The organism is Candidatus Latescibacter sp., assembly GCA_030692375.1.
Lineage (GTDB): Bacteria > Latescibacterota > Latescibacteria > Latescibacterales > Latescibacteraceae > JAUYCD01.
Window position 1 is genome coordinate 1 of sequence record JAUYCD010000246.1, and the last position, 25,385, is coordinate 25,385.

General features: G+C 50.8%; 18 protein-coding genes. 10 read left to right on the plus strand and 8 right to left on the minus strand.

Annotation, left to right across the window (positions count from 1 at the left end; genetic code table 11):
- Positions 1 to 448: 448 nt before the first annotated feature.
- The 5 genes from Q8O92_14865 to Q8O92_14885 all read left to right on the plus strand — a co-directional run bounded on the left by Q8O92_14865 (position 449) and on the right by Q8O92_14885 (position 6,910).
- Positions 449 to 2,005: a methylenetetrahydrofolate reductase C-terminal domain-containing protein gene (locus Q8O92_14865; GenBank protein ID MDP2984598.1), complete on the plus strand. Its 1,557-nt coding sequence runs from the start codon at positions 449 to 451 to the stop codon at positions 2,003 to 2,005.
- Positions 2,006 to 2,202: 197 nt separating this feature from the next.
- Positions 2,203 to 2,850, plus strand: coding sequence for a hypothetical protein (locus Q8O92_14870; protein MDP2984599.1), 648 nt, complete (start codon positions 2,203 to 2,205; stop codon positions 2,848 to 2,850).
- A 522-nt stretch (positions 2,851 to 3,372) separates the two neighbouring features.
- Entirely contained in the window at positions 3,373 to 4,992 is a 1,620-nt protein-coding gene (locus tag Q8O92_14875; GenBank protein MDP2984600.1) for a T9SS type A sorting domain-containing protein, read from the plus strand.
- 8 nt (positions 4,993 to 5,000) lie between these two features.
- Positions 5,001 to 6,635 carry a T9SS type A sorting domain-containing protein gene (locus tag Q8O92_14880; GenBank protein ID MDP2984601.1) on the plus strand — a complete coding sequence of 545 codons (1,635 nt, stop codon included), beginning with the start codon at positions 5,001 to 5,003 and terminating at the stop codon, positions 6,633 to 6,635.
- Between the two features lie 11 nt (positions 6,636 to 6,646).
- A complete protein-coding gene (locus Q8O92_14885; GenBank protein ID MDP2984602.1) occupies positions 6,647 to 6,910 on the plus strand; it encodes a hypothetical protein in 264 nt (87 codons plus the stop codon).
- Between the two features lie 343 nt (positions 6,911 to 7,253).
- On the opposite strand, the gene Q8O92_14890 is transcribed toward Q8O92_14885, so the two are convergent.
- From Q8O92_14890 to Q8O92_14900, 3 genes are all read right to left on the minus strand, one after another.
- The gene (locus tag Q8O92_14890; GenBank protein MDP2984603.1) at positions 7,254 to 8,987 is read right to left on the minus strand and encodes a carbon starvation CstA family protein; all 1,734 of its coding nucleotides are present in this window, start codon (positions 8,985 to 8,987) and stop codon (positions 7,254 to 7,256) included.
- 233 nt (positions 8,988 to 9,220) lie between these two features.
- The gene (locus Q8O92_14895; GenBank protein MDP2984604.1) at positions 9,221 to 11,914 is read right to left on the minus strand and encodes a cation-translocating P-type ATPase; all 2,694 of its coding nucleotides are present in this window, start codon (positions 11,912 to 11,914) and stop codon (positions 9,221 to 9,223) included.
- Positions 11,911 to 12,051, minus strand: a complete 141-nt coding sequence (locus Q8O92_14900; protein ID MDP2984605.1) for a hypothetical protein — start codon at positions 12,049 to 12,051, stop codon at positions 11,911 to 11,913. Before Q8O92_14900 ends, Q8O92_14895 begins: the two co-directional genes overlap by 4 nt.
- Before the next feature lie 229 nt (positions 12,052 to 12,280).
- On the opposite strand from Q8O92_14900, the gene queA reads away from it, so the two are divergent.
- The 5 genes from queA (at position 12,281) to cysS (ending at position 17,217) form a co-directional block, all read left to right on the plus strand.
- The gene (queA, locus tag Q8O92_14905; protein MDP2984606.1) at positions 12,281 to 13,306 is read left to right on the plus strand and encodes a tRNA preQ1(34) S-adenosylmethionine ribosyltransferase-isomerase QueA; all 1,026 of its coding nucleotides are present in this window, start codon (positions 12,281 to 12,283) and stop codon (positions 13,304 to 13,306) included.
- Between the two features lie 351 nt (positions 13,307 to 13,657).
- Complete coding sequence (gene ispD / locus Q8O92_14910) at positions 13,658 to 14,359, plus strand: 2-C-methyl-D-erythritol 4-phosphate cytidylyltransferase (GenBank protein ID MDP2984607.1); 702 nt, start codon at positions 13,658 to 13,660, stop codon at positions 14,357 to 14,359.
- Entirely contained in the window at positions 14,356 to 14,829 is a 474-nt protein-coding gene (gene ispF / locus Q8O92_14915) for a 2-C-methyl-D-erythritol 2,4-cyclodiphosphate synthase (protein MDP2984608.1), read from the plus strand. The genes ispD and ispF overlap by 4 nt, the downstream gene beginning before the upstream one ends.
- Positions 14,829 to 15,764: a D-alanine--D-alanine ligase gene (locus Q8O92_14920; protein ID MDP2984609.1), complete on the plus strand. Its 936-nt coding sequence runs from the start codon at positions 14,829 to 14,831 to the stop codon at positions 15,762 to 15,764. The genes ispF and Q8O92_14920 overlap by 1 nt, the downstream gene beginning before the upstream one ends.
- Before the next feature lies 1 nt (position 15,765).
- Entirely contained in the window at positions 15,766 to 17,217 is a 1,452-nt protein-coding gene (cysS, locus tag Q8O92_14925) for a cysteine--tRNA ligase (GenBank protein MDP2984610.1), read from the plus strand.
- A 57-nt stretch (positions 17,218 to 17,274) separates the two neighbouring features.
- On the opposite strand, the gene Q8O92_14930 is transcribed toward cysS, so the two are convergent.
- The 5 genes from Q8O92_14930 to Q8O92_14950 all read right to left on the minus strand — a co-directional run bounded on the left by Q8O92_14930 (position 17,275) and on the right by Q8O92_14950 (position 24,898).
- Complete coding sequence (locus Q8O92_14930) at positions 17,275 to 18,495, minus strand: glycosyltransferase (GenBank protein MDP2984611.1); 1,221 nt, start codon at positions 18,493 to 18,495, stop codon at positions 17,275 to 17,277.
- Positions 18,482 to 19,126 (minus strand): DUF5752 family protein, encoded by a 645-nt coding sequence (locus Q8O92_14935; GenBank protein MDP2984612.1) that lies wholly within the window; start codon positions 19,124 to 19,126, stop codon positions 18,482 to 18,484. Before Q8O92_14935 ends, Q8O92_14930 begins: the two co-directional genes overlap by 14 nt.
- Positions 19,123 to 21,324, minus strand: a complete 2,202-nt coding sequence (locus tag Q8O92_14940; GenBank protein ID MDP2984613.1) for a bifunctional alpha,alpha-trehalose-phosphate synthase (UDP-forming)/trehalose-phosphatase — start codon at positions 21,322 to 21,324, stop codon at positions 19,123 to 19,125. Before Q8O92_14940 ends, Q8O92_14935 begins: the two co-directional genes overlap by 4 nt.
- A 263-nt stretch (positions 21,325 to 21,587) precedes the next feature.
- Positions 21,588 to 24,167 carry a protein translocase subunit SecD gene (secD, locus tag Q8O92_14945; protein MDP2984614.1) on the minus strand — a complete coding sequence of 860 codons (2,580 nt, stop codon included), beginning with the start codon at positions 24,165 to 24,167 and terminating at the stop codon, positions 21,588 to 21,590.
- 11 nt (positions 24,168 to 24,178) lie between these two features.
- Positions 24,179 to 24,898: a pyridoxine 5'-phosphate synthase gene (locus Q8O92_14950; protein ID MDP2984615.1), complete on the minus strand. Its 720-nt coding sequence runs from the start codon at positions 24,896 to 24,898 to the stop codon at positions 24,179 to 24,181.
- Positions 24,899 to 25,385: the final 487 nt, after the last annotated feature.

A 25,385-nucleotide genomic window follows, 5' to 3' on the forward strand; every position in this document is an offset into this window, starting at 1 on the left:
TCTTTCTCATGAGGCTGCCTCCCTTTCTCCTTGTGGCGCTCTGCGACCACGTCGGTTATGGTTTATCCGAAAACCTTTCTGGGAAGGTAGCCTCTTTTTTTATCCCTGTCAATCCCCATCGGGTATACCATAGTATCTTAATAAGGGGGGATGCCGAAGGCAGGGGGGATCTTTAAAGACACAGGAGCACTCAATTTCTCTTATTTACTGTATGTTGCTGATTTAACGACATAACCGAAAATTGTTACCTGATAAAATCGTTAAACACTATTATAGCCAAAGGTTTTCCTTTTTAAAAGGAAAATATCCATATTATGTTAAATAACAGTCTTAATTTTGCTTTTCAATCCGTAAAATCTGCAACTTTATGGTTGTGAAAACTGTTAAATCCTATTATTATTGTAGAATTCATAATAAAATAAACCATTTTCAACGAATGAGGTGATGCATGGAAGATAAGACCGATACGTTAAAATATCTGATTTCGGAATCTGACCGGTTTGTAATCACCTGCGAGCATATTCCCGGCCGGGTGTCGCATGACAAGAAGCTCGATGAGATTCTTGCCTTTGCGGAAAAATGCCGGGATACTGGATTGGTTCATGCTCTGAGCCTAACCGACAACCCCGGCGGTACCCCGGCAATCTCACCGGACATGCTCGCCCTTGAAATAGAAAAAATCGGCATCCCCGCTCTGGTGCATTTTCCTGCCAAAGACATGAACCGTAACATGGTGGAATCGCGGGCGCTTGCGCTTGACCGCATGGGGCTTCGGAATGTTCTCGTCATGAGCGGCGATTTTCAGACCGCCGGACAACTGGGTCTGGCCATGCCCGTTTTCGATCTCGATCCCATCCATATTCTCACCATGTTTACCCTCATGAACCGTGGGAAACGGGTGAATTTCACCGACCGCTCTCTCGAAGACGGGCCTCGCACCGATTTTTTCCATGGCGCGGTAGTCTCCCCTTACAAGAATACCGAGGTCGGCTTGATGTTCCAGCTTTACAAGATGGAAATGAAAGCCCGCGCCGGGGCGCAGTTTTTCATCACCCAGCTCGGTTTCGACGCCCGCAAGCTGAAAGATTTTATGCAGTATATTCGTGAAAACAGGATCGAAGTCCCCGTTCTGGGGAGCGTGTTCATTCTCCGGAAGGGCGCCGCTGCTGCAATGAGCCGCGGGGATGTTGCCGGAGCTATGGTAACAGACGAACTCCTTCAGGCAGTGAGCCGTGAGGCGGAAGAAGCGGACAAGGGGAAAGCCGGCTCGCTCGAACGCGCCGCCATGCAGGTCGCAGTCCTCATGGGGCTGGGATTCAGAGGAGCGCATATTGAGGCCATGGTGCTGAAATTCGATATGGTGGAAACCATCCTCGGCCGCGCCGCCGAGCTGAAACCGAATTGGGAGGAATGCATCGAAAAGCTGAATTTCGCTCCAACCGGCGCATACTATCTCGGCCAGACAGGCGCGACCGCGCATTCACCCGCAACCAGTAAGCTCCGGGGCCGATGGGGAACCTACCTGCTCATGAGGCTCCTTCACAAACTTTTTTTCGTGAAAGATGGCGCCTTGAGCGGAATCATGCGTTTCACCTCACGGATTCTCGATTCGGTCAAACCGCTGGGTGCGGTATCCCACTTTTTCGAGCATGCCGCCAAACAGGTCCTCTTCGACTGCAGGGACTGCGGGGACTGCGCCCTCCCGGAGCTTCAGTTCCTCTGTCCGCAGTCGCAGTGCCCGAAGCAGGAGCGCAACGGGCCCTGCGGCGGTTCGCGGCTCGACGCCTGCGAGGTTTACCCCGACCGTCCCTGTGTGTGGAACCGTGTATATATCCGGGCCAAACAGTACGGCGAGCTGGAGCAGATTCGAACAACAGTGATCGGACCTCGCGATTGGAAACTGCGGGAAACCTCCGGCTGGGTCAATTTTCACCTGAACCGCGACCATACCTCGTATGATTTCACATCGTTCTTCGAGGAAAAAGACGCCGAGAAAAAAAGGTAACATAAAGACAGGCAATGGGTAGTGCCAAGAAATATTCCTATGCCTGCGAATGCCCGTGTTTAAAGAATTCTAAAATTTAAACTGTTAAAAATCAGCTTGACAATAGAATAGTATAGATACTTATTAACCCGATAGATACATCGTAATTCAATGATATGACGATTAGAAGGAAATAATATCTATTACGGAGGTCTGCCATGAAGATATTCATTCCCCTGCTATCCCTTTTCGTCGTACTTCATTGTGTGCCGGCAGTCTCCGCCCAGACAGGAGCCGATTACTATCCACTCCGGAAAGGCGATTCATGGCTTTACAAAACGACCCCCATTGGAAAAAGCGGCATTTCATCCCGCACGGACAAGGTGGTTGTTTGGGGTAAGCTGTTCGTCGGGGATAAAGAAGCCATCGTGAAGGAAAACGAAGATCAGAATGGAAGCCGATCATATCAGTGGCTTCAAAAAGATTCTGAAGGGAATATCGTCCTGGCCTCCATCAGCACAGAACCCAGCCGGGAGCGGAGGCTTGTCGATTTCGAACCGCCAATGATCATCATCTCCCATGATGCCCAGAATGTCGGGGCCTCATGGGAAATACGGCAAAAGACAAACCTTGGTGAATTGTTATCGGGCACATTCCTGGTCGAGAGCAATAAGGAGAAAGTAATCGTGCCTGCCGGAACTTTCCGAGACTGCCTGAAAGTCAGGCAAATCAGCTATGACGAAAACGGAAAAAATGGGACAAGATACATTTTTTTCGCAAAGGGAATCGGAATAGTGCTCACCGAGCAGACTGAACCGGAAAACAAGAGGTACCGTGATGAGCTTGTTGAATATACTGTGAAGTAAAACTATAGTGTGCTGGAGGTTTGGAGGCGCTTTTTTTTCATATTGCTCCGGTAATGAACTAAGCGTCGAGGTATCCAAAGATAATCCCCCTGTCACCTTCGGTGACATCCCCCTTACTAAGGGGGAAAATAAGAAAAACTATTCTACCGCGATGGTATCGGTTGCCCCCCTTTATAAAGGACAGGGGGGATCCTACCCCAACGCAAGCATCTGGGAATTCTGAGATTAAGTATCTGTAAAGAGTAAATGAGCTTACACTTTTCTCCGCTGAAATCGCAATATCGATAAATACTTTCCACAACATCGCCGCAATTAAACTGATGAACATGAGTTGTATGAGTTATCCTCTGATTTCATCACTTGTTCATTCTCGTAAGCCATCAATGAAAAAATCGGGGAACAATAACATTTCTTGAAACGTATTTACACTAAAGCTTAATTCTTCTGTAGTGAAGCCGCCCGGAATGTGGTATATTTTTACACGATTTACTCCGGGTTTTTTACTTTTTTATCGAGGGAACAATGAGGATCGAGCGGTTAAAGATTTTCTTTCTTGCGGTTTTATTCTGGCTTGCCGGTGCACCAGCGGGATACGGGTTCGAATTGGATCCCGGCTTTATCAAGTGCGGCACTCCGCAGGCGCTAAAACATTTGATCGGCGGAACCGGAAAAATCGCCTCCTACCGAATGGATACTCTCTCCAATTCGGTTCTTTCCGGGGAGAAGCATTTCCTGGTACACTTCGACAGCACCGGTTATAACGCTCCTGACATGGCCGATCTCGATCACAACGGCCTGCCGGATTACATCGACTCGACGCTGGTTTTCCTTGAATACGCCTGGGACCTTCAGGTGAATACACTCGGATACAAGCCCCCTCTTCCCGACAACGGCGTTGGAGGCGGAAATGAAGTGGATGTGTATGTCAGTAATATTGGAGCAACCGGCAATTACGGTTCAACCTATCCGGACCTGTGGACCTCAGGACCGTCCTCGGCTTACTTTGTCATCGACAACAGTTACCTCAAAAAACAGTATCCTTCCCAGGGGATGGCGGGGCTGAAGGTCACCACCATGCACGAATTCTTCCATGTGATCCAGTTCGGATACATGGTGAGCCGCAGTCCTGAGTGGTGGATAACTTTAGGGTCATGGTGGATGGAGCAGTCCGCCACCTGGATGGAAAACAGGGGCTGGGACGATGTGAATGATTATCTCTGGTATCTGGGGAATTTTTTCAATTATAAAATGCTCCCTCTCGATACAGTTGACGCCAGTTACGGTAATTTCATGTACGGCGCGGTTGTCTGGCCCATGTACCTTGCCAAAAGGTTCGGCGACGATCATATCCGCCGTATCTGGGAGACGATGGGAACCTCCCCCGATCCCGGACTTGCCGCAATGAACCCGCTTATCCCCATCGGGCTTCCCGCCGCCTTCAACGAATTCGCGGTCTGGAACTACTTTGTCAAGGACAAGGCCAATACCCGTGACTTTTACCCGGACAGCAATCTTTTCAAACAGAACATGGGAATCGACCTCCGAGAGAATTTTTATCCCAGCCATGATTCTCTTTTCATCGCCAATATGACCAGCCGGTATGCCGAACTCCTGTTCGTCGGAAGCTGGAAAGAAAATGACGCATTGAACATCACTCTCATACCCCGGGCGGGAATCTCATTGGAGAATACCCTGGTTTTTTATACGACCCCCTACGACTATCAGATCCGTAAATTGTCTCAGGCGACAAGCACCCTGCGGCTCACCCGGACATGGGACCGGGCCGTTCTGGTCACCTCCTGCCCCGATACGCAGGCGAAAAGCGGTTATTTCGTTATCGATACGGATATCAGCACCGCAGTTGATTCCGCCCCTCTTTATGCATTCTCAGTCAAAGGAGCTGTCCCGAACCCGTTCAATCCCCTGACCTCCATACAGTTTACCATGCCGGGCGCCGGTCATGCGGATATCAAAGCTTACGATGTCCTCGGCCGCAAGGCGGCGGAATTGTTCAGCGGGGAACTGACCGCCGGAGAAAAGAGCATACTCTGGAAACCGTCCGGCCTTGCGGGAGGAGTGTATTTCATCAGCATTGTCACTCCGTACGGCTCGAAAACCACCAAGGCTCTCTTGTTGAAATAGGATATTTCATGCCAAAAATTCTGCCCTCCATTCTTATTTTCCTTCTTCCATATACCCCGGCGCTGGCAATGACGGGGAAGACCATGAACAAGTCGGAACTTTTCCATCAGCATTCGGAAAACAGAGGTTTTGTAAAAAGCGGCACCCCGCAGCTTTACCAGCTTTTGTTCGGCACCGGCGCCGAATCGGCGGCGTTCCGCGCCGCATACACCGAATTAAGCCGTCCCGCAATGGATGCTTTTGCCGATTCGAACAATAAGCATTTCCGGGCGCATTACGATACCACCGGTTTCAACGCACCGAACATGACCGACCGTGACCTGAACGGGGTACCGGATTATGTGGATTCCACGCTGGTTTATCTGGAATATGCCTGGTCCCTGGTCATCAAACTTGGCTACGGCGCACCGAGAACCGACACTATGCAGGGGGGATCGAATGCGGTTGATGTGTATCTGGAAGACCTCGCCCCGCAGAAATACTATGGAGTGACCTATCCCGATGAGAGCTTTACTACCATGGGCTCATCCTTTCTCGTTCTTGATAACAATTACACCGATGCGGTTTTCCCGACCAAGGGTTATGCGGCATTGCGGGTCACCAGCGCCCATGAATTCTTCCATGTCATCCACTATTCGTATTATGGCGGCGGCGATGCGATCTGGTGGATGGAGGAATCGGCTGTCTGGATGGAGGATTATGCCTGGGACGATGTCAATGACTACCTGAACTATATAGACTCTTACCTGTTAAACCGTGACATATCTCTCGACACCAACGATCAATCTATGTACGGGGCTTCGCTTTTTGCCTTCTTTATGGCCAAAAAATACGGCAACGACATCATCCGTCAGGTCTGGAACACATTCCGGGACCGTCAGTCAGGAAAGATCGATCTCCTGAATATGGTTCTCCCGGAGGGGCTGCCCGCTGCTCTCGACGATCTGGGAGTCTGGCTCTATTTTACCGGGAAACGCGCCAATCCGGTGGATTTTCTGAAAGACTCCGCCCTTTTTAAAAATGCGCCAACCCCCGGCACCACTCACATGACCATTCCGGCGGTTGATTCGCTCACCTTTCAACGATGCACTTTTAAATATGTCGAAATCTCCCCGCCGAACGGTTTCGCCGCCAGCGATTCCTTGAGTTTCTACTTTTATGAGCGCGACGGAGGGATCTGGAAAAAAGAGGTGATTCTCTACAATTCCCCGACTGATTACGCGGTGAAGAAGCTGACTGATTCGCCTGCTCTCGTAGTTGCGCCGCGTGCTTTCCAGAAAGCGATCATGGTAATTGCTCTGGGTTCGACCGAATTTCAGCAGCGCCACATAGCCTACAAGGTGAACCGGGGATATGAAAAACCTGTTGTCCCGGTCCCCGTGGCCTTTACCCTGAACCAGAACTACCCCAACCCGTTCAACAAAGAGACGGTGATAACCTATTATGTTCCGAGCGAATCTCATATCAAACTTCGGGTGGTGAATCTCGCCGGACAGACCGTTTCGATTCTTGCCGACCGGGTCGATCAAAAAGGCCCCCACAGCGAGCCGTTTCAGGCCGCGGGGCTTTCCAGCGGCGTATACCTGATCATACTGGAATCGGGGAATACCCGTATAACAAGAAAAATGCTCTATTTGAAGTAAAACAGGATGATATGAAGATATACCTGACGAAATCCCAGATCACGGATCTCTTTGGAATCATGGGGAAAAATTTAAAAGAGGACAGCGATCTCTACCGTGATCTGAAAAGCATCATCCGCCTGTATCCCAGGGTGAGCCTCGACAGAGAGTTCGATCTCGACCTGAGTCAGGAGGATATGAAGATGCTCCGTGAACTGTTGACCCCGCGGGAGAAGGAAATCACCGGGGAAAATATTTTTGAGGAAATGAAGAAGGGAATGAAGAAACACTATTAAAAAATGGTATCTGATGGTCGGTAAGACCGCCGGCTATTTTGGTACTGTCAAAATTCCAGCCTCGATGTTCCGCTTCCCTATAAGATGATTCGGCAAAAAGTAAGTTGTACATTATTTTCTGGTGTTTCTTTACCTCACCCCCTGTCCCCCTCTCCTAGTCAGGAGAGGGGGGAACTCATTATGCGCCAAGTTATTACCCTCTCCTAATTAGGAGAGGGTGGCCGAAGGCCGGGTGAGGTTTTTTTAGAGCATTGGCAGCAACAAGATACTTTTTGCCGTACCATCTTATAAATGTGGTCAAAATATAGAGGATGAAGGCTCCAAAGACGCATACAATACTTGTTTATTCCACCGGAACAGGTTTCATGAATGTCCTTATCGCCAAGGCAATTACCCCGATTGCGAGGAGAAAGAGCAGAATGTCGGTCGCAACCAGGATATATTTCTGGTGAGCCATATAATTGTTAAACAAGATTACCAGAGAAGCGAGCGTGGTCACAATCATAAACACCGCAGGAATCAAAGTGAAGAAGAATTTTTTCTTCCGGAGGAGGAGCCAGCTTGAAACCGCGATGAGACCGAGCGCTGCCAGGAGCTGGTTCGCGGCCCCGAAAATCGGCCAGAGCTGGCTGAATGCATTGGAATAGGCCAGAATCCACATCAGGATCACCGAAATGCCGGAGTTGAACCAGTAATGTTTCATGATGGCGGGCGGATTTTTGAATACGATCTGCCAGAGCTCCTCGAACAGGTATCGGTTAAGCCTTACAGCCGCATCGAGGGTAGTGATGACAAATCCTTCCACCAGAAGGATTCCGAACACAGAACCCAGTGCGACCGATATCCCCAGTCCCTGGTGAAAGAGGTTCCCGGCGGCCAGGGAGAATCCAAGAATCGGGTTGGATTTTACACCTGGGTCGGAAGGCCACACAATAGCCTTGTAATCCGCAAAGCTCAGTCCAACCCCGAGGGCTATGAGCACGCAGACGGCGAGAGCGGATTCGAGGAGCATGGCGTTAAAGCCCACATGACGGGCGTCGCACTCGTTCGGAAGCTGTTTGCAGGTGGTTCCCCCGGCGACCAGGGCATGGAAACCGGAGATAGCCCCGCAGGCAATGGTGATGAACATCATCGGCCAGAGCAGACCCAGGCTCTTGACGCCATCCGCCATGTTGAAACTCGGAGTGGAAATCGCAAGCCCGCCGAATCCGGTCAAGAGCACGGAAAAGACCATGAGAATAATGCCGCCGTAAAGAATCTGGACATTGATGAAATCACGGGGCTGAAGAACCAGCCAGACCGGAAGTCCCGCGGCAAAGAGAACGTAAATCGAGATAATGATCATCCAGGTGATGGAATCGAGTGTTATCGGATATTGGATTCCCAGGAGAACCGACCCCACACAGATGGTGAACGCCAGAAGATAGGCCGGAATAGCTTTAATACCTTTCCGGTAGATCAGCCAGCCGAGAAGGGGCGATGAAAGGGTGATGACAATGACCGACATGGAGGCGATTCCGCCGATTCTTCCCAGCACAACGCCGTCTTTCACCACGGTTTTCAGGAAGGTCTGCCCCTCAACTACTCCAATCTTGCTGACCGGCCAGAGCGAGGTGAGCGAAATCGCGGTAGCGGCGAGGAACGATGAGGTGACCAGCACGATCATCACGATGGTGAATATGATAAACAGGTTGAATCCGGCCTGTCCGAGGGTCTTGCGGGCGATTTCGGCCATGGATTTGCCCCCCTCGCGCATGCTGATGAAAAGAGCGGTGAAATCGTGGACAGCGCCGATGAAAATACCTCCGAGCACCACCCAGAGCCAGGCGGGAACAAATCCGTACAGGATCGCCATGGTCGGCCCGATAATCGGCCCTGCTCCCGCTATCGCCGAGAAGTGGTGGGCAAAAACCACATACCGCTTGCTCGGTACATAATCGCGGCCGTCGTTGAATGTGCAGGCCGGCGTCTTATGGTCGGCGTCTTCACCGATCGATCTGGCGATGTATTTTGCATAGAAGCGGCTTGCCAGGACAAACGCCAGTACCGCAACGAGAAGGTATACCAGCACATTCATGAATTTCCTCCCATCGTTTCAAACCTTTCACCGCAACAAATTCTTTTTTCTGATCAGCCGTTTCGAGAATCACCGCGGTCGGGTTCAGCCGCGTTGCGGGTGTCGAAGACTCCTTCGCGGACAAGACTCGCCAGAAGTACACGAGCCTTCGCTGGAGCTGCGCGGTAGCAACATCGGCTGCAACCCGGTGTTAGGCCGCCAGTGTTTGGAATGAGACCCGGTTGCAAATGCCCCTAACTCAACTTCCCAAACCATCCGCGCCGCTCCATCCACTTTGCCAGTTCCAGCACTGGCGAAACGGTGAAAGCCAGCGCGATAATAGTGACCCAATCAACCAGCGGCAGGCTAAACGTTCCAAACGGCTCATGCAGGATCGGTAAGTAAATGATTAGGGCCAACAATGCTAATTCCCACAAGATGGCTATGTTCAACCACTTGTTGGCAAATGGGCGGTTTAGCGCCGAATGGCGGTCGGAGCGGAAGTTGTAGGCTTTGAAGAACTGAATCAGTACCAGCGAGACAAAAGTCATCGTGATGGCCTCTTCGTGGCTGCGGCCAGAATTCCATGCCCAAGCGAAAAGGCTCAGGTTGACGAACATCGACCACAACCCGCCCACCACCATCAGGGTAATAACTGGCCGGGTGAAGATGCCGGAGCGCGGGTTGCGCGGCTTGCGGCGCATGAGGTCAGGTTCGGGCGGGTCTACGGCCAAAGCCAGAGCGGGCAAGCCGTCGGTAGCAAGGTTGACGTACAGGATTTGCACGGCGGTCAGCGGCAGAGGCATACCCAGCAGAGTTGCTCCGGCCATCAAGCCGATTTCGCCGATGTTGGACGAGAGCAGGTACATTAAATACTTTTTTATGTTGCTAAAAATGCCGCGCCCCTCTTCCACTGCCGCAACGATGGAAGCAAAGTTGTCGTCGGTGAGCGTCATGTCGGCGGCCTCTTTGGTCACGTCTGTGCCGGTGATGCCCATCGCAATGCCGATGTCGGCCTTTTTGAGCGCTGGCGCGTCGTTCACGCCGTCGCCCGTCATCGCAACAATGTGGCCTTTCTTTTGCAGGGCTGTGACCACGCGCAGTTTATGCGCCGGGGAAACGCGGGCATACACCTCGATGTTTTCAACCTCGCGCTCAAACTCCTCCTCGCTCATCGCCTCCAGTTCCGCGCCGGTAATGATGCGGCCTGTCTTGAACAAGCCCAGTTCACGGGCCACTGCTTGCGCGGTGAGGGGGTGGTCGCCCGTAATCATCACTGGCTTAATACCGGCCTGCTCGCACGTCTGAATCGCGGCCTTCGCCTCGGGGCGCGGCGGGTCAATCATGCCCACCAATCCGAGGAATGTCATTTCGTGTTCGGCGTTTTCCAGCGTTGCGCCCGGCTTGGAGGCTACCGCCAGAACGCGCAACGCCTCGCTTGCCATCTGGCGGGCCGTTTCCAAAATCATTTCCCGACTCTCGGAGTCAAGGGCTATCTCCCCGTCTGCCGCCAACTGCCGCGCGCATGAATCAAGGATGATTTCCGGTGCGCCTTTGGAGTAGGCTATCGCGCCCTCAGGCCCGGTGTGGAGTGTGGTCATGCGCTTGGTTTCGGAGGTGAACGGAATTTCATTCACGCGGGGGAATTGCGACTCAAGGCCGGCTTTGGTCATCCCAGCTTTGCCCGCGGCCACTACCAAAGCGCCTTCCGTCGGGTCGCCTTTAACATGCCATCGGTCTTCCAACTCGTTATGAACGATGTGCGCGTCGGAAGCAAGTGCCGCGGCCCGCAACAGCAGTTTCAGCGGGTCAGAGGGTTCAACGGCGTGTCCTTCGTGCGAGAATTGGCCGTGCGGCTCATAACCTGCCCCGGAAACTTCAATCATTTGCCCGGCGACAAAGATTTTGCGAGCTGTCATCTCGTCTTTGGTCAGTGTGCCGGTTTTGTCAGAGCAGATGACCGAAGTGCTCCCAAGAGTCTCAACTGCCGAAAGGCGGCGCATTAGCGCATGGCGCTTGACCATTCTTTGGACACCGATAGCGAGTGAGATAGTGACCACAGCGGGCAATGCCTCGGGGACGACAGCAACGGCGAGCGCAATGCCGAAGATGAACATTTCGATGAACGGCTGACCGCGAAACAGGCCGAGGGCAACAATGATTGCCACGACTACGAAGGCGGCCCGTGCCAATGTGTGACCGAGCTTATCCAAGTTTACTTGCAATGGGGTTTTGCCAGTTTCGACTGTCTGCAACATTTGGGCAATCTTGCCGAACTCGGTGTTCATGCCCGTTGATACGACCATCGCGCGGCCTCGACCATAGGTCGCGACTGTACCGGCGTAAGCCATGTTCTTGCGGTCACCTAATGCCAATTCATGGTTGTTGAGAGGGGCGATGCGCTTTTCAACGGGAACCGACTCACCCGTGAGCGCGGCCTCTTCAATCTGCAAGTTGACGGCCTCTATCAGCCTGACGTCGGCGGGGATTTTGTCACCCGCTCGCAAGAGGACGACATCGCCAGGCACCAGTTCGCGGGCCGGGAGTTCAACTTCCTCTCCATCGCGAAGGGTGGTTGCTGTGGGCGCAGCCATTTGGCGTAACGCCTCGATAGCGCGGTCGGCCCGGTATTCCTGCACAAAACCCAACAGCACGGCAAACAGCACAATAACAGCGATGGCGATGGCTTCAATCCCATGCCCAAGAAAGGCGGAGAGTGCCGTCGCCACAAGGAGAATGACAATCAACACATTTTTGAACTGCTCAAAAAGAAGCGTCCACGGCGAGATACGATGGGCGGCTTGCAGTTCATTCGGACCGTGTTCGGCCAAACGTCGTGTTGCCTCGGCGCTGGTCAATCCGGTGGGTGCAGATTTCAGGCGAGAGTATATGGTTTCAATGGGCAAGGTATGCCACATGGGGTTTGACTCTGTAAGCGATGATTTCATAGATATTTTATCTCCCGGTTAGTTTTAGCCGACATGGCCTTTTCGGCGCGGTATTCCCGGGAGGTAAGCCCCTGGTTACTGTCGCTTTGGAGTTGTATGAGAACTTCATCGATGTTCATATTATGCCAGGCATTCACTCGGATGTACTCCCTTTGTGTAAACACGTACGGAAATATAAAAAAAGAGATTTATCAAGATAGAGCGCAGAACAGTGCAAGTCAATAGTCATTTCACTAAACCTGCGTCCGGCCTTCCTTGACTTATTCTCATCCATATGGTAAATTATAACATTTGTGGATAGCCTTTCTCCGGGAAAATTTCATGGAACCGCGTTTTCAAAATCTTTTCTTCAGGCGATAACCGGCTGTGAACCTCAACGCCTATGACTATATTCTCCCGGCAGACCTTATCGCCCAGAAACCGGCGGAGGAGCGCGACCGTTCACGGCTCATGGTTCTCGCCCCTGACGGCGCTGTTTTTCACCGCACATTCACCGATCTCCCGGAATACCTCGAAAAGGGGGACATCCTGGTGGTCAATGATACCCGGGTGTTTCCGGCGAGGCTTATCGGGATGAAGGAAAAAACCGGCGGCGAAGTCGAGATATTCCTCCTTCGCCCCGGCGGCGATGGAACATGGGAAGCGCTTTCACGGCCCTCACGGCGCCTCCGTGAAGGGACGGCTGTGATTTTCGGCGAGGGGCAGCTCCGGGCGGTAGTTCTTGGTAAGGGAGAAACCGGCACTATCCTTGTCCGCCTGGAATCGGATTTGGATATTGATGCTATGGTGGACAAGCTCGGGAAAACCCCCCTGCCCCACTATATCCGGCATGAACCATCCTGGGATGACCGTGAGCGGTATCAGACCGTATACGCCCGTAACCGAGGGGCGGTGGCTGCTCCAACCGCGGGATTGCATTTCACCCGGGCAATCCTGGACACCCTCATGTCAAAAGGGATCACGATTGCTGCGGTTACTCTCCATGTGGGAATCGGAACATTCCGGCCATTGACTGAAGAGCTGGCCGACAGCGACCGTCTGTCCAGCGAGTTTTGCAGAGTTCCGTCAGCCACTGCGGATGCGGTCAACGACGCCCGTAAAAAGGGCGGAAGGGTATGCGCGGTCGGGACAACATCAGTTCGGGCATTGGAAACAGCCTCGGCCGGGGGAGTCCTGAGGCCGTTCGAGGGATGGACCGATATTTTCATAAAGCCGCCGTACCGGTTTCGGACGATAGATATGCTTATCACCAATTTCCATCTGCCGCGATCGAGCCTTCTCCTTCTTGTCTGCGCTTTTGCGGGGAGAGAGAGAATTCTGGAAGCCTACCGAATTGCGGTACAGGAGCGATACCGGTTCTATTCTTACGGCGATGCGATGGTGATTCTATGAAACAGGTATATCGTTAAGTAAGCTAAGGTGATCATCCGAAAGGTTAATCCCCCCTACCCCCCTTATTAAGGGGGAAAAAGAAAATTGTTCCTATTACTATGTTAACATTTATTAGGATTTGACAGAACCCTCTCCCTAAATTCCCCCCTTAATAAGGGGGGGGATTTTTAAAGACACAAGAGTACTCAATTTCTCTTTTTTACTGTATGTTACTGACTTAACGACTTAAACGAATTCTATATAATGTAAAGATGCCGAAACGAGTTCGGCATGACAGCGAAGCGGTCACCCTGAACTTGTTGCCGCTTCGCGGGAACGATAAAACCGTTTCAGGGTCTAAAGAAAATTTCCATGATAACCTCAGCAATAATAGTGGCCGGCGGAACAGGGAAAAGAATGGGCGCCGATGTTCCCAAGCAGTTCCTCATGCTCGGCGGCGTGAGTATTCTGGAGCGGACGATTCGCCCTTTTCTCGCCTGCGGGGAGATCGGGGAGATCGTGATTACCATCGCGGAAGAGATAATCGGACAGGCGGTGGATATCACAGGCCGAATGACTGCCGACCGTCGGATCAGGGTGGTGCCGGGAGGAAAAGAGCGTCAGGATTCGGTATGGAACGGTCTTGCCGCCCTCTCGCCTAAGAGCGTGATAGTGGCTGTGCATGACGGTGTACGGCCATTCATCACACCCATGCTGATCAGGGACTGCATCAAGGCCGCGGAGCGCTGGGGAGCGGTCACCGTAATGCGTCCTCTGAAAGAAACGGTGAAGACGGTGGAAAAGGACATCGTTATCGAAACCCCGGATCGCTCGAAACTCTGGATTACCCAGACCCCGCAGGTTTTTCGCACCGCCTTGATCAGAGAGGCGCACGAGCGCGCCCGAAAAGAGGGTTACTATGGCACTGATGACTGCATCCTGGTGGAGCGGCTCGGAAATACAGTACATGTAATCGAAGGAAGCGATATGAATATCAAGATCACTACTCAGGCGGACCTGAAAATTGCCGGGGCAATTCTGGAACTGTTTGAAAATGGAGAAACACGATGCTGAAAATCGGGCACGGCTACGATGCACACCGGCTCGTTGAAGGAAGAAAACTGATTTTGGGGGGTGTTGAAATCCCCTGGCCTTTGGGGCTTCTCGGACATTCCGATGCAGATGTCCTGTCGCATGCGGTGGGCCATGCCCTGCTCGGGGCCATGGGAATGCCGGATTTGGGGGAGATGTTTCCGAATACGGACCCCTCGCTGGAAGGTATCAGCTCCCTGGAGCTGCTGCGCCGAATCGCCAGGCTGATCGATGACCGTAACGGGGAGATTCAATCCATCGACACTACCGTAGTGGCTCAGGAACCGAAGCTTTCTCCCTATAAGGAACACATGGCGGAAAACATCGCGGAGGCGCTTGGCATCCCCCGCAATCTGGTTTCTGTCAAAGCCACCACCACCGAACATATGGGATTTACCGGCCGCAATGAAGGTATCGAGGCTCATGCAGTTTGCATAATCGAGGTAATTTAATGAAAATAGCGGTTTTCATGGGCGGCTCCTCCGAGGAACGCGAGGTGTCCCTCAACAGTGGAAAAGCGGTCGCGGAGGCTCTGCAAAAAGCATCCCACGAGGCAACCGCGTATGATGTGGAGTGGAACGGTAAATATACCCTTTTCAGCGCAGTAGAGAAGATATCCTGCGACGGCACCGATGTGGTCTTTCTCGCACTTCACGGCGGTCTTGGAGAAAACGGCGGCGTCCAGGGCATCCTCGAAGCCGCGGGAATCCCATACACCGGCTCCGGCATCACCGCCAGCGCGATGGCGATGGACAAGATCATTTCCAAAATGCTTTTCCGGTACCGTGAGATTCCAACCGCTTCCTGGATTTCCGGCGCCGCCGCTGACATCACCCGTAAACGGGTGGAAAAGTGGGTCGGCTTCCCCTGCGTAGTGAAACCGGTGGATCAGGGATCGACCATCGGCCTCACCGTGGTGAAAAAACCGGGGCGCCTTGAGGAAGCAGTGGAAAATGCTACACAAGTCAATCCCCGGATCATGGCGGAAGCTTTTCTCCCGGGGAAAGAGCTGTCGGTTCCGGTTCTGGATGGGAAAGCTCTTCCGGTTATCGAAATACGGCCCTCGCACGAAACGTACGACTATGAATGCAAGTATCTTCCCGACATGACCGAGTATCTTGTTCCTGCGCCCATATCGAGAGGACTTTCGGCAAACATAAGCCTTATTGCGGAACAGGTGTTTAAAGTCCTGGGACTGCGAGATATCGCCCGGATCGATTTCCGTCTGGATGGGGACGGCCTTCCGGTTTGCCTGGAAGCCAATTCTCTCCCCGGCATGACTGCGACCAGCCTGGTTCCAAAATCCGCCGCCGCTTCGGGCATGGATTTCCCCCGGCTGGTGACCGCCATTGCTGAAATGGCATACCAGCGGAAAGGAAAGCGCTGATATGGCACTGAAAGTATATAACACGCTGAGTCGAAGGAAAGAGGATTTTATCCCTCTCAGGGACAAGCTGGTAAATTTCTACGCCTGCGGACCCACCGTCTACGATTACTTTCATATCGGCAACGCCCGGCCGCTCATCATGTTCGATATTTTCAGACGGTATATGGAATACTCCGGATACCGGGTCAATTACATCGTAAACATCACCGATATCGACGACAAGATCATAAACCGGGCGGCGTTGGAAGGTGTGGATTTCAAGGTAATTACCCGGAGATATACCGAGGCTTTCTTCGAGGGATGCGATAAACTGGGTGTACGGCCTGCGTCTGTGCATCCCCGGGCGACCGACAACATAGACAGCATGCTTGACATTATCCGGCTTCTCGTCGAGAGGGGGCATGCCTATGAGGTGGATGGTGATGTTTATTATGATATCTCATCGTTTCCCGGCTACGGCAAGCTTTCTGGACGCGATATAGAGAAGATGCAGGCAGGCGCCCGGGTCGATGTGGACGAGCGGAAGAAGAATCCCCTGGATTTTGCCCTCTGGAAAGCCGCCAAACCGGGTGAGCCTTCCTGGGAAAGCCCCTGGGGGGCCGGCCGTCCCGGATGGCATGTCGAATGCTCGGTAATGTCCATGCGCTATGCCGGAGATACCCTCGATATTCACGCCGGGGGTCAGGACCTCATCTTCCCTCACCATGAAAACGAAATCGCCCAGTCCGAGGGCGCCACCGGAAAGCCGTTCGCCCGCTATTGGCTCCATAACGGTTTTCTGGATATCGAAGGTGAGAAGATGTCCAAATCCCTCGGCAACTTTCTCACTGTCCGGGACATCCTAAAACTGTACGATCCCATTGCGATCCGTGTATTTTTCCTTCTCAAACACTACCGCTCGCCCATAGATTTTTCCGAAGAAAGAATCCGTGAGGCCCAATCGGCGCTGGAAAGACTGAGAAACGCCTACCGTAAAATTACACTCGTTCTTTCCAAAACCGGCTTGCCGGTTTCCCCTGCGGAAACCCCGGAAACCTTGGGAACCCCACGGTCAGAAATCGAACAGAATAAACAGGATATCATCAAGGCAATGGACGATGATTTCAACACCGCCAAATCAATGGGGCATTTGTTTGAAATCGCGCGGATAGTGAACAGCGAGCCGGAGGAGTCTCCCGGCGCGGCTGAAGTGATGCAGGCCGCCAAAGAGGTGTTCGATACCATCGGCAACGAGATTTTCGGAATCGAATTCGAGACGGCGGCGCCCGGAGAAAGCATGGTCGATGATCTCATGTCTCTCATCATCGAGCTCCGCGCTCAGGCCCGCAGGGACAGGAATTGGGCGCTATCAGACCGCATCCGCGACAGCCTGAAAGAGATCGGGATCACACTCGAAGACCGCCCGGACAGTACGAATTGGATAAAAAAAAGTGATAAGGATCCCTCCTTTTAAAAAATATTTCTTTCTGAATCGCGAATTCGATCCTTCCTGTATGCTGAATCGAATAATTTACAAATACACTACATCGTCTTTATAATACATTGAGAGAAAAAGGAGGAGGTAATCGCGGATGTGACGGGTTATGAGGAAGTTGTTGCGGATGTGTTCTTTTCCGTTCGTACCAAGTTTTTGGGCATAGTCCGGCTCGTTGAGCAGTTGCTTGAGGTAGAAGGCAGTTCCTTCGACTGAATAAGTTAGTATTCCTGAGTACTTGTGGGCTATCTGGAGGGGAATCCCTCCTACTGCAGAGGCAATGACCGGTTTGGCTTTCCAGAGCGCCTCCGCCACAGTTAAACCGAATCCCTCTTTCAGCGATTTCTGAAGGACCACCGAAGATGCCCGCTGAAGTGCATTGATCTCCCTGTCGCTGGAAGGCGGCAGGAAAAGGACATGGATATCCGGATCATCTGCAGCCTGTTCCCGAACTTCCTCGAGCACTTTCATACCTTCCGGGTCATCGGTAGCTCCGCCGCCGGCCAGAACAAGCTGGCAGTCAATATTTTTTTTAACCATTTGATATACCCTTATTACTCCGACAGGGTCTTTCAGGTAGTCGAAACGGGATATCTGAGTGACAATCGGACGTTCTTTATCAATACCGAATTGCTCAATTATAGAGTCGATTATTTCGGGGGGAAGGTCCTTATTCTTTTCGCTGAGCGGATCTATGGACGGAGAGATAAGCATCTGGGGAATTTTCAGATCCCGTGAAAATGCAGGGGCTGAAAAAACCATGGAGTCGTATTGCTCGATATAGGTTTTAAGAAAATCCATAACGTCCTGCTTTGGCTTGGTAAAATCAATATGGCATCTCCATATCCATTTTTTCCCTAAGCTCTTCTTCTTTTCAACGAGTGCTACCGGCTGGGGATCGTGGATAAAAATGATATCTCCGTATAGGTTCATTTCCTGAGCATTGTGACGGTTCACTTCCAGAAAAAATTTGTATTCTTCCGGAGAAATTTTCTCATCAATTCCGTGCAGGGCATTATGCATTTTTTTTGTGATGTAAAAAAACCTTTCGTTTCCTTTGATTACTTCCCATCGGGCATCCACTCCCAATTCACGGAGCAGGGGGATCATGCGGGTGAGAATTTCTGCCACACCTCCTCCCACCGCGGTGGAATTGATATTTTCGATGGTTTTCCCACTCAATTTCCCAGACAGGAACGAGAGTTCGTCTATGACATGCTGACCCACAATGGGTATGTATTCTTTAAGTTCCGGCATACTTTTCAACCACCTGTATGATTTTTTCACGTAAGCCTTCCAGTGTTATGGTATAAGGATCAAGCCTGGAAAGTTCCTTTGCAATACGCGCTTCCCCAATGCCTTTGAACCAGGCGGTGAAATCGTTTTCATCTTCGGCGAGGCGCAAACGAGCTTCGAAGACATGGTAATAGAGAGAGTGGTAATTTATCATTCTGACTGCTTCTATGAACTCGTGCGGGTTATGGGAGACATATGGTGTGGGCAAAACGAATAACTTGCAGCTCATGAAATGGAATTCTCCGCCTTCCGGGGCATCTACCACATATTTCCCTTTAGACAGGTAATCATGCAGAATTCCGAGTAATCCATTACGCAAATCTTCCACATTTCTGTAAATCAAGATATCCACGCTGGCAACTGCCTCTCCCAGCTCTTTCAGATTGAGAATATTGGTCAGCCAGTAAGCGAAATCGTTCGGCGGCTCCGGAGAAAGATAATGGTGCTGCTGAAGGAATTTGTGAGTATGGTAGTATATGGACAACGTGGGTACTCTTTTCAGCCCCTCCACGAGTTCAACAGGATTGCGTGCAGTGATGCCCAGAAGTTGAATAAGTTCAGCTTGAGAGAAAAAATAGAAAGGTTCGCTCATGAAACAATATCCTGTAAAAGTTGTTGAACCTGCTTGTAATTCATAAGATTGAACCGGGCATAGGACCAGGTCATTCCTACCCTTATGGTATATGCGCTTTCGGGAAGAACCTTGAAAAGATCCTCATCGGTCCAATCATCGCCGATGGCCAGAATGAAATCGTACGCTTCTCCGGAAAGAAAATGCAATGTCCCTGTACCTTTGTTGATATCCGAATTTCTCACTTCAATCACCTTGTTTCCCTGGAGAATCTGTACATTTATATTAGCGGTAAAATTAACCAGGTCATCAAGGAGCTCTTTTGCCCGAATGGAACTCTGCTCGGGATCAGACATTCGATAATGCCAGACAAGCGAAAAATCTTTTTCCTCGATAAAGGCGCCCGGAAGACGGTCTGCATAATTCTCCAGAATGGTGTACAGGTGCGGTTTCCAGTCAGCGGTCATCATCTCCATCAGATTCCATTCCCCTTTTGATTCTTTGATCCAGGCGCCATGTTCAGCTACCAAACCAATACCAAGTGATCCAAACCAACTCTCAAGGTTTTTCCTGTCCCTTCCGCTGATGATGACAACTTCATTTTGAGAATCTTCATGGAGTGATTCCAGAAGTCTAAGAATAGCATTGTCCGGTTTCGCCAATTCCGGACGGTCCGCGAATGGCACCAGCGTTCCGTCATAATCAAGCAGTATCAGTCTTTTCCGGGCATTTTTATAATCCCGGATCAAGCTGCTCCAAACCGCCGGATTGAGAAAGCGAGCTTTGAATCGGTTATAATCGATTCTAGAGGATGTCAATTTATGAATAAAATCTTCCGCCCATTTTACCACATCGTACCGTTGGAGCCGAGTCTGCATGATCCGGTTCCGCCTTATCTGCTCTTCTTCACGCATTTCCAAAGCCTGCTTCAGTGCGTCTGATATTTCCTCAATGCTGTTGGGATTGATGAGGATGGCTTCTCCCAGTTCCTTGGCTGCACCCGCCATCTCGCTGAGGATCAGAACTCCCGTCTGATCAATACGGGCGGATACATATTCTTTGGCGATAAGGTTCATACCATCACGTAAGGGAGTGATCAGGGCTATGTCGCTGATGCTGTAAAGAGCCACCAATGGGTAGAGCGATTCATACTTATAGAGATAAATTATGGGCGTCCAGGTGAGACTGCCAAATTTTCCGTTGATTTTCCCCACATATTCGTCTATCTGTTTTTTCATCTGCTGGTACTTCTCTACTCCTATTCGTGAAGGAACAACCAGGAGAATGAGAATTACTTTTTCATGATAATCGGGATTTTTATCGAGAAACGCATCGTACCCTTTCAGTCTATTTAGAATTCCCTTCGAATAATCCAGGCGGTCAGCGGACATGATAATTTTGTGATCCGCAACCTGTTTTAATAGTTGGTTTCTTCGCTTTTTTACCTCGGCGCTCTTCGCGACATTCTGGTACTTACCGAAATCAATACCCATGGGAAAAGTATCCACCATCACATTGTGACTTTCCAAGATCAGCTTCCCCATGTTATGTTCATAGCCCAGCATGCGAAGCACGCACCTCAGAAAATTCTGGGTATAATCATAAGTATGAAATCCAATCAGGTCGGCCCCCAGGAGGCCCTCCAGTATTTCTCTTGACCATTTTCGCGGCAATAGTCGAAATATTTCAAACGAAGGGAATGGGATATGAAGGAAGAAACCGATGGGAATATCCGGCGCTCTTTTCCTGAGGAGTGCGGGAAGGAGCATGAGATGATAGTCGTGAATCCAGACGATATCATCCGGTTTGCACATTTCCAGTACAGTATTACAAAAAAGCTTGTTGACTTCCAGGTAGCAATCCCAACAGTCTTCGTCAAAGGCGGCGTATGATGGGAAATAATGGAACAAAGGCCAGATGGTCTTGTTGCAGAAACCGTGGTAAAATTTGTCCATAGTTTCTTCCGGGACAAAAACCGGATATGCATGAAATTCCGCCAGATCTCGATATTTCAGTTCTTTTTCCTGCTCTCCCGAAAGAGTTATACCCGGCCAGCCAACCCATAGATAATCCGATTCGATGAAAGAAGAGCCTTTAAGGGAGTCCAGGTAAGCGCTTATACCGGAAACAAGCCCACCAACACTTTCCTGAAAAAGTAATTTTTTATCTTTATTTATCACCGTAACCGGTAACCTGTTTGATACTACTAAAAGCCTCATGAAAAGCCTCTTAAACACTAAGTCATATCAAAAAAGTGACTTACCACTTTGTACCTATTCCATCGCCCGGTTAAGCACATATATTATTCTTTTTACAATATATTCCGGGAAAATGTAAAAAACAAGGTAAACCGATACAGCCTGTAAATGATTCACTCGCGTAGCAGAGTTGCGAGGAATTCTTTCGATTGACGAAAAGGGACAGCCCGATAAGCTGTCCCTTTTTCTTTCCTTTTTTTCTCTGTCACTTTGTCTCTTTGCAGCTATTTCTTCTTTTTTGAGGTAATATTGAGATACCACTCGGCTACAACCGGGGTTGCCACATAGATCGATGAGTATGTTCCGATCACAATGCCGATGATCAAAGCGAACGAGAAATCATGGATCACCGCTCCGCCGAAGAAGAAGATCGACAGCACAGTGAGAAGGGTGAGGAACGAGGTGATGGTCGTCCGGGAAAGGGTTTCGTTGATGGCCCGATCCAGGGTCACAAGATAGCCCTCCGGGGTTCCCTTTCGGATTTTTTCCCGGATTCGGTCGAATACCACAATGGTGTCATTGATCGAATACCCCATAATCGCGAGTATGGCGGCGATAACTGTAAGAGAGATCTCTTTCCCGAGGATAGAGAACAATCCGAGAACTATCAGAGGATCATGGAGGAGCGAAATAACCGCGCCCAATCCGAATTTGAAATCAAACCGTATGGATATATAGATCAGGAGCACCACCAGCGACCAGATAATAGCCCACCATGCCTTTCCGCGCAGTTCGCTTCCGATGGAAGGCCCTACCATTTCCTCACGAAGCACCCATTTGGTCTCATCACTCGGAATACTTCCAACAAAACTAGCTCTGAGGGCATCTTTCACCTTGTCGGAAGTCTCCTGCATATTCCCGACTTTAATGATGCGGATGAGAACATCCTGGCCGCCTTTCCCCAGAAACTGGATTTCACTGGTGGAAAGGTCGGTTCCTTTCACATCCACCTTCCCGAGCGCGCTGCGTATATTTCCGATCTGCACCGGCTTGTCGAAGTGAAGCTCGATAAGCGATCCGCCTAAAAAGTCAATGGAATACTTTGGGCCGCCGTGGTAAATTATCGACCCAATTCCGCTTAGAATAATCACTCCTGAAAACAGGTACGCCCATTTTCGGAATCTGATGAAAGGGAACTTGGCCTTCTTGAACACCGCCAGTTTACCCACCGAAATATGGTGCAGTTTCAGGGTGAGCAGATCGGTAAATACTTTCGATGCTACCAGAGCCGTAAAGACGGTGGATACGATACCGACCATCAGGGTGAGGGCAAATCCCTTGATGGGTCCGGTGCCGAAATTATAGAGAATGATTCCGGTCAGGAAGGTGGTGATATTCGAATCGAGAATTGACCATCGAGCGCGGAAATATCCGTTGTCGACAGCTACCTTGCTGGTATTTCCGAGCCGCAGCTCCTCACGGATACGCTCGAATACCAGCACGTTTGCATCGACCGCCATACCCATGGTCAGAATGATACCGGCCATACCGGGCAGAGTAAGAGTAGCCCGGAAGAACGCAAGGTAGGCGAGAATGAAAAGCGCATTGAGAAACAGAGCGGCGATAGCGATCGTACCCTGCCCCATATAATAGATCAGCATGAACGCAATAATGGCCACCATGGCGATGATGAATGCATTCTTGCTGCTCCGGATGGAATCCGCGCCCAGGGAAGGGCCGACCGTCCGGTCTTCGAGAATCTCAACCGAAGCAGGCAGGGCGCCGGAACGGAGCACCAGGGCAAGGTCGCGGGCTTCTTCGTTTGTGAAACTACCGGTGATCTGCGAAGTTCCTCCGGGAATCCGGTCAATGATCTTCGGCGAGGAGTAAACGGTGTTATCAAGAACAATAGAGAGACGCTTTCCGATATTCGCCCCGGTGATTCGAGCCCATTCACGCGCGCCGTCCTTGGTGTTCTCCATCTGCACCTCGGACTGACCCGCACTCATGCCGGAACCTACTGACACCTTGGCGTCCGCTACCTTGTCGCCGGTCATTTCGCTGGCCGCATTGAGAAGGAAAAGCTCGCGCAGACCATCCTCACGGGCTTTATCGGGTCCCCAGAGAAATACATCTCCTGCGCTCTGGAGGATTTTCTGGACATTCGGATCAGCAAGGATAACCTTTACCCTTGGAACATCGTCCGGTTTGACCAGCATGTCAAAGCTTGGTTCGCCCCCGGACTGAGTATACTGCAGCATGCCGGTGAATTTTTTCTGTTTTTCGGCGCCGGACAGAACTTTAGCGGTATCGGAAACAGCGGAGGAGGTGAGCGTTGAATCTTTTGCCCCGGAAAGGTAGAGATCAATTTTGTCGGTGACAAATTTGATATCCTGGTCGCTCTTGAGAAGCTTGAATTCCAGACGCGCTGTAGTACCTATCAGTTTCTTGGCGCGTTCCACATCGCGCATGCCCGGAAGCTCGATGATAATCCGGTCTGTCCCCTGCCTTTGAACAATCGGCTCGACCAGTCCGAACTGATCGACGCGGTTGGATATCACGGTGATGGCCCGGTCTACAGCATCGGTAATCTTATCTTTTTCAATTCCCTTGGTATCGACCTGCATGACAAGGTGAATGCCGCCCTGCAAATCGAGGCCGAGGTTAAGAGCTTTCGTCCGGAGTTTTTCCAGTTTTCCCGGATCCATGAGCGATCTCTCCTGGTCGGTCAGCCTGTAAAACCGCAGGGAAGGATACAGCTCCCAAAGAGACGCCAGAATCAGTAAGACAATCAGCCCAACTCTCCATATCATCGAATACTTTGATCTGCTGCTTGACCTCAGTTTTGCTGTTTTACGAACCATTTCTTCCCTCTTTACTGGTTATGAATTAGGTGAATCATATCTTTCACCGCCCTGTCTATTCCCACATAAACAGCCCGCGCCATGATCGAGTGGCCTATGTAAAATCCCTTTATCTCGCGAATTCTGCTTACCGGCGTAATATTCTTGTATGTCAGGCCATGCCCCGCATGCACTTCCAGGCGGCATTCTTCCGCAAACCGGGCGCCGCGTTCCAGTACTTCAAGATGCATCCGGGCATCTTCCGGAGTATTGGCGTTTGCATATTCACCGGTGTGAAGCTCGACACACTGCGCCCCGATTTCCCTGGATGCCTCGATCTGTTTCGGGTAGGGGTCGATAAACAAACTCACTGTTATACCCCTGGTTTGAAGAGTGTCTACCGCCGCTTTTACCCGTTCCCGATTGGCGATGACATCAAGGCCGCCCTCGGTGGTTATCTCCTGACGTTTCTCCGGCACCAGGGTGACCAGATCTGGCCGTATCTCGGAAGCAATGCCAACCATCTCATCGGTAGCCGCCATCTCCAGGTTGAAGGGGAGCCTTACCACTTCTCTCAACAAGCGAATGTCACGGTCTACAATATGACGGCGGTCTTCGCGCAGATGAGCGGTGATCCCATGCGCGCCGGCTAGCTCCACCATTCCGGCGGCGAAAACCGGATCAGGCTCAACCGTTTTCCGCGCCTGACGGATGACAGCCACATAGTCTATGTTTACACTGAGATATGCCATTCTTTCACTTCCGGATAGATGATAAATATACTCACAAGAAAGCTCCGGAGAGAGAGATTTTTCCGGTCCGTTGGTATTTTTTCAATAAGAACACCTGTAGTATCCCAATAAGATTAATAAATCCGGTTATGTCGTTAAGTAAGCTAAGGTGTTCATACGAAAGATTAATCCCCCCTACCCCCCTTATTAAGGGGGGAAGAAGAAAATTGTTCCTATTATTATGTAAACATTTATCAGATTTTAACAGAATCCTCTCCCTAAATTCCCCCCTTAATAAGGGGGGATGCCGAAGGCAGGGGGGATTTTTAAGGATATAGGAGCACTCAATATCTCATATTTATTGTATGTTGCTGACTTAACGACATTAATAAATCCGGTTATGTCGTTAAGTAAGCTAAGGTGTTCATACGAAAGATTAATCCCCCCTACCCCCCTTATTAAGGGGGGAAGAAGAAAATTGTTCCTATTATTATGTAAACATTTATCA

What these genes read in the sequence shown, in the direction of transcription:
- Q8O92_14885 (MDP2984602.1), top strand. Translation starts at nt 6,647, where the DNA reads ATGAAGATATACCTGACGAAATCCCAGATCACGGATCTCTTTGGAATC.
- Q8O92_14880 (MDP2984601.1), top strand. Translation starts at nt 5,001, where the DNA reads ATGCCAAAAATTCTGCCCTCCATTCTTATTTTCCTTCTTCCATATACC.
- Q8O92_14940 (MDP2984613.1), bottom strand. Translation starts at nt 21,324, where the DNA reads ATGAGGCTTTTAGTAGTATCAAACAGGTTACCGGTTACGGTGATAAAT.
- Q8O92_14895 (MDP2984604.1), bottom strand. Translation starts at nt 11,914, where the DNA reads ATGAAATCATCGCTTACAGAGTCAAACCCCATGTGGCATACCTTGCCC.
- Q8O92_14870 (MDP2984599.1), top strand. Translation starts at nt 2,203, where the DNA reads ATGAAGATATTCATTCCCCTGCTATCCCTTTTCGTCGTACTTCATTGT.
- cysS (MDP2984610.1), top strand. Translation starts at nt 15,766, where the DNA reads ATGGCACTGAAAGTATATAACACGCTGAGTCGAAGGAAAGAGGATTTT.
- Q8O92_14950 (MDP2984615.1), bottom strand. Translation starts at nt 24,898, where the DNA reads ATGGCATATCTCAGTGTAAACATAGACTATGTGGCTGTCATCCGTCAG.
- secD (MDP2984614.1), bottom strand. Translation starts at nt 24,167, where the DNA reads ATGGTTCGTAAAACAGCAAAACTGAGGTCAAGCAGCAGATCAAAGTAT.
- Q8O92_14865 (MDP2984598.1), top strand. Translation starts at nt 449, where the DNA reads ATGGAAGATAAGACCGATACGTTAAAATATCTGATTTCGGAATCTGAC.
- Q8O92_14875 (MDP2984600.1), top strand. Translation starts at nt 3,373, where the DNA reads ATGAGGATCGAGCGGTTAAAGATTTTCTTTCTTGCGGTTTTATTCTGG.
- Q8O92_14890 (MDP2984603.1), bottom strand. Translation starts at nt 8,987, where the DNA reads ATGAATGTGCTGGTATACCTTCTCGTTGCGGTACTGGCGTTTGTCCTG.
- Q8O92_14930 (MDP2984611.1), bottom strand. Translation starts at nt 18,495, where the DNA reads ATGCCGGAACTTAAAGAATACATACCCATTGTGGGTCAGCATGTCATA.
- Q8O92_14935 (MDP2984612.1), bottom strand. Translation starts at nt 19,126, where the DNA reads ATGAGCGAACCTTTCTATTTTTTCTCTCAAGCTGAACTTATTCAACTT.
- ispD (MDP2984607.1), top strand. Translation starts at nt 13,658, where the DNA reads ATGATAACCTCAGCAATAATAGTGGCCGGCGGAACAGGGAAAAGAATG.
- Q8O92_14920 (MDP2984609.1), top strand. Translation starts at nt 14,829, where the DNA reads ATGAAAATAGCGGTTTTCATGGGCGGCTCCTCCGAGGAACGCGAGGTG.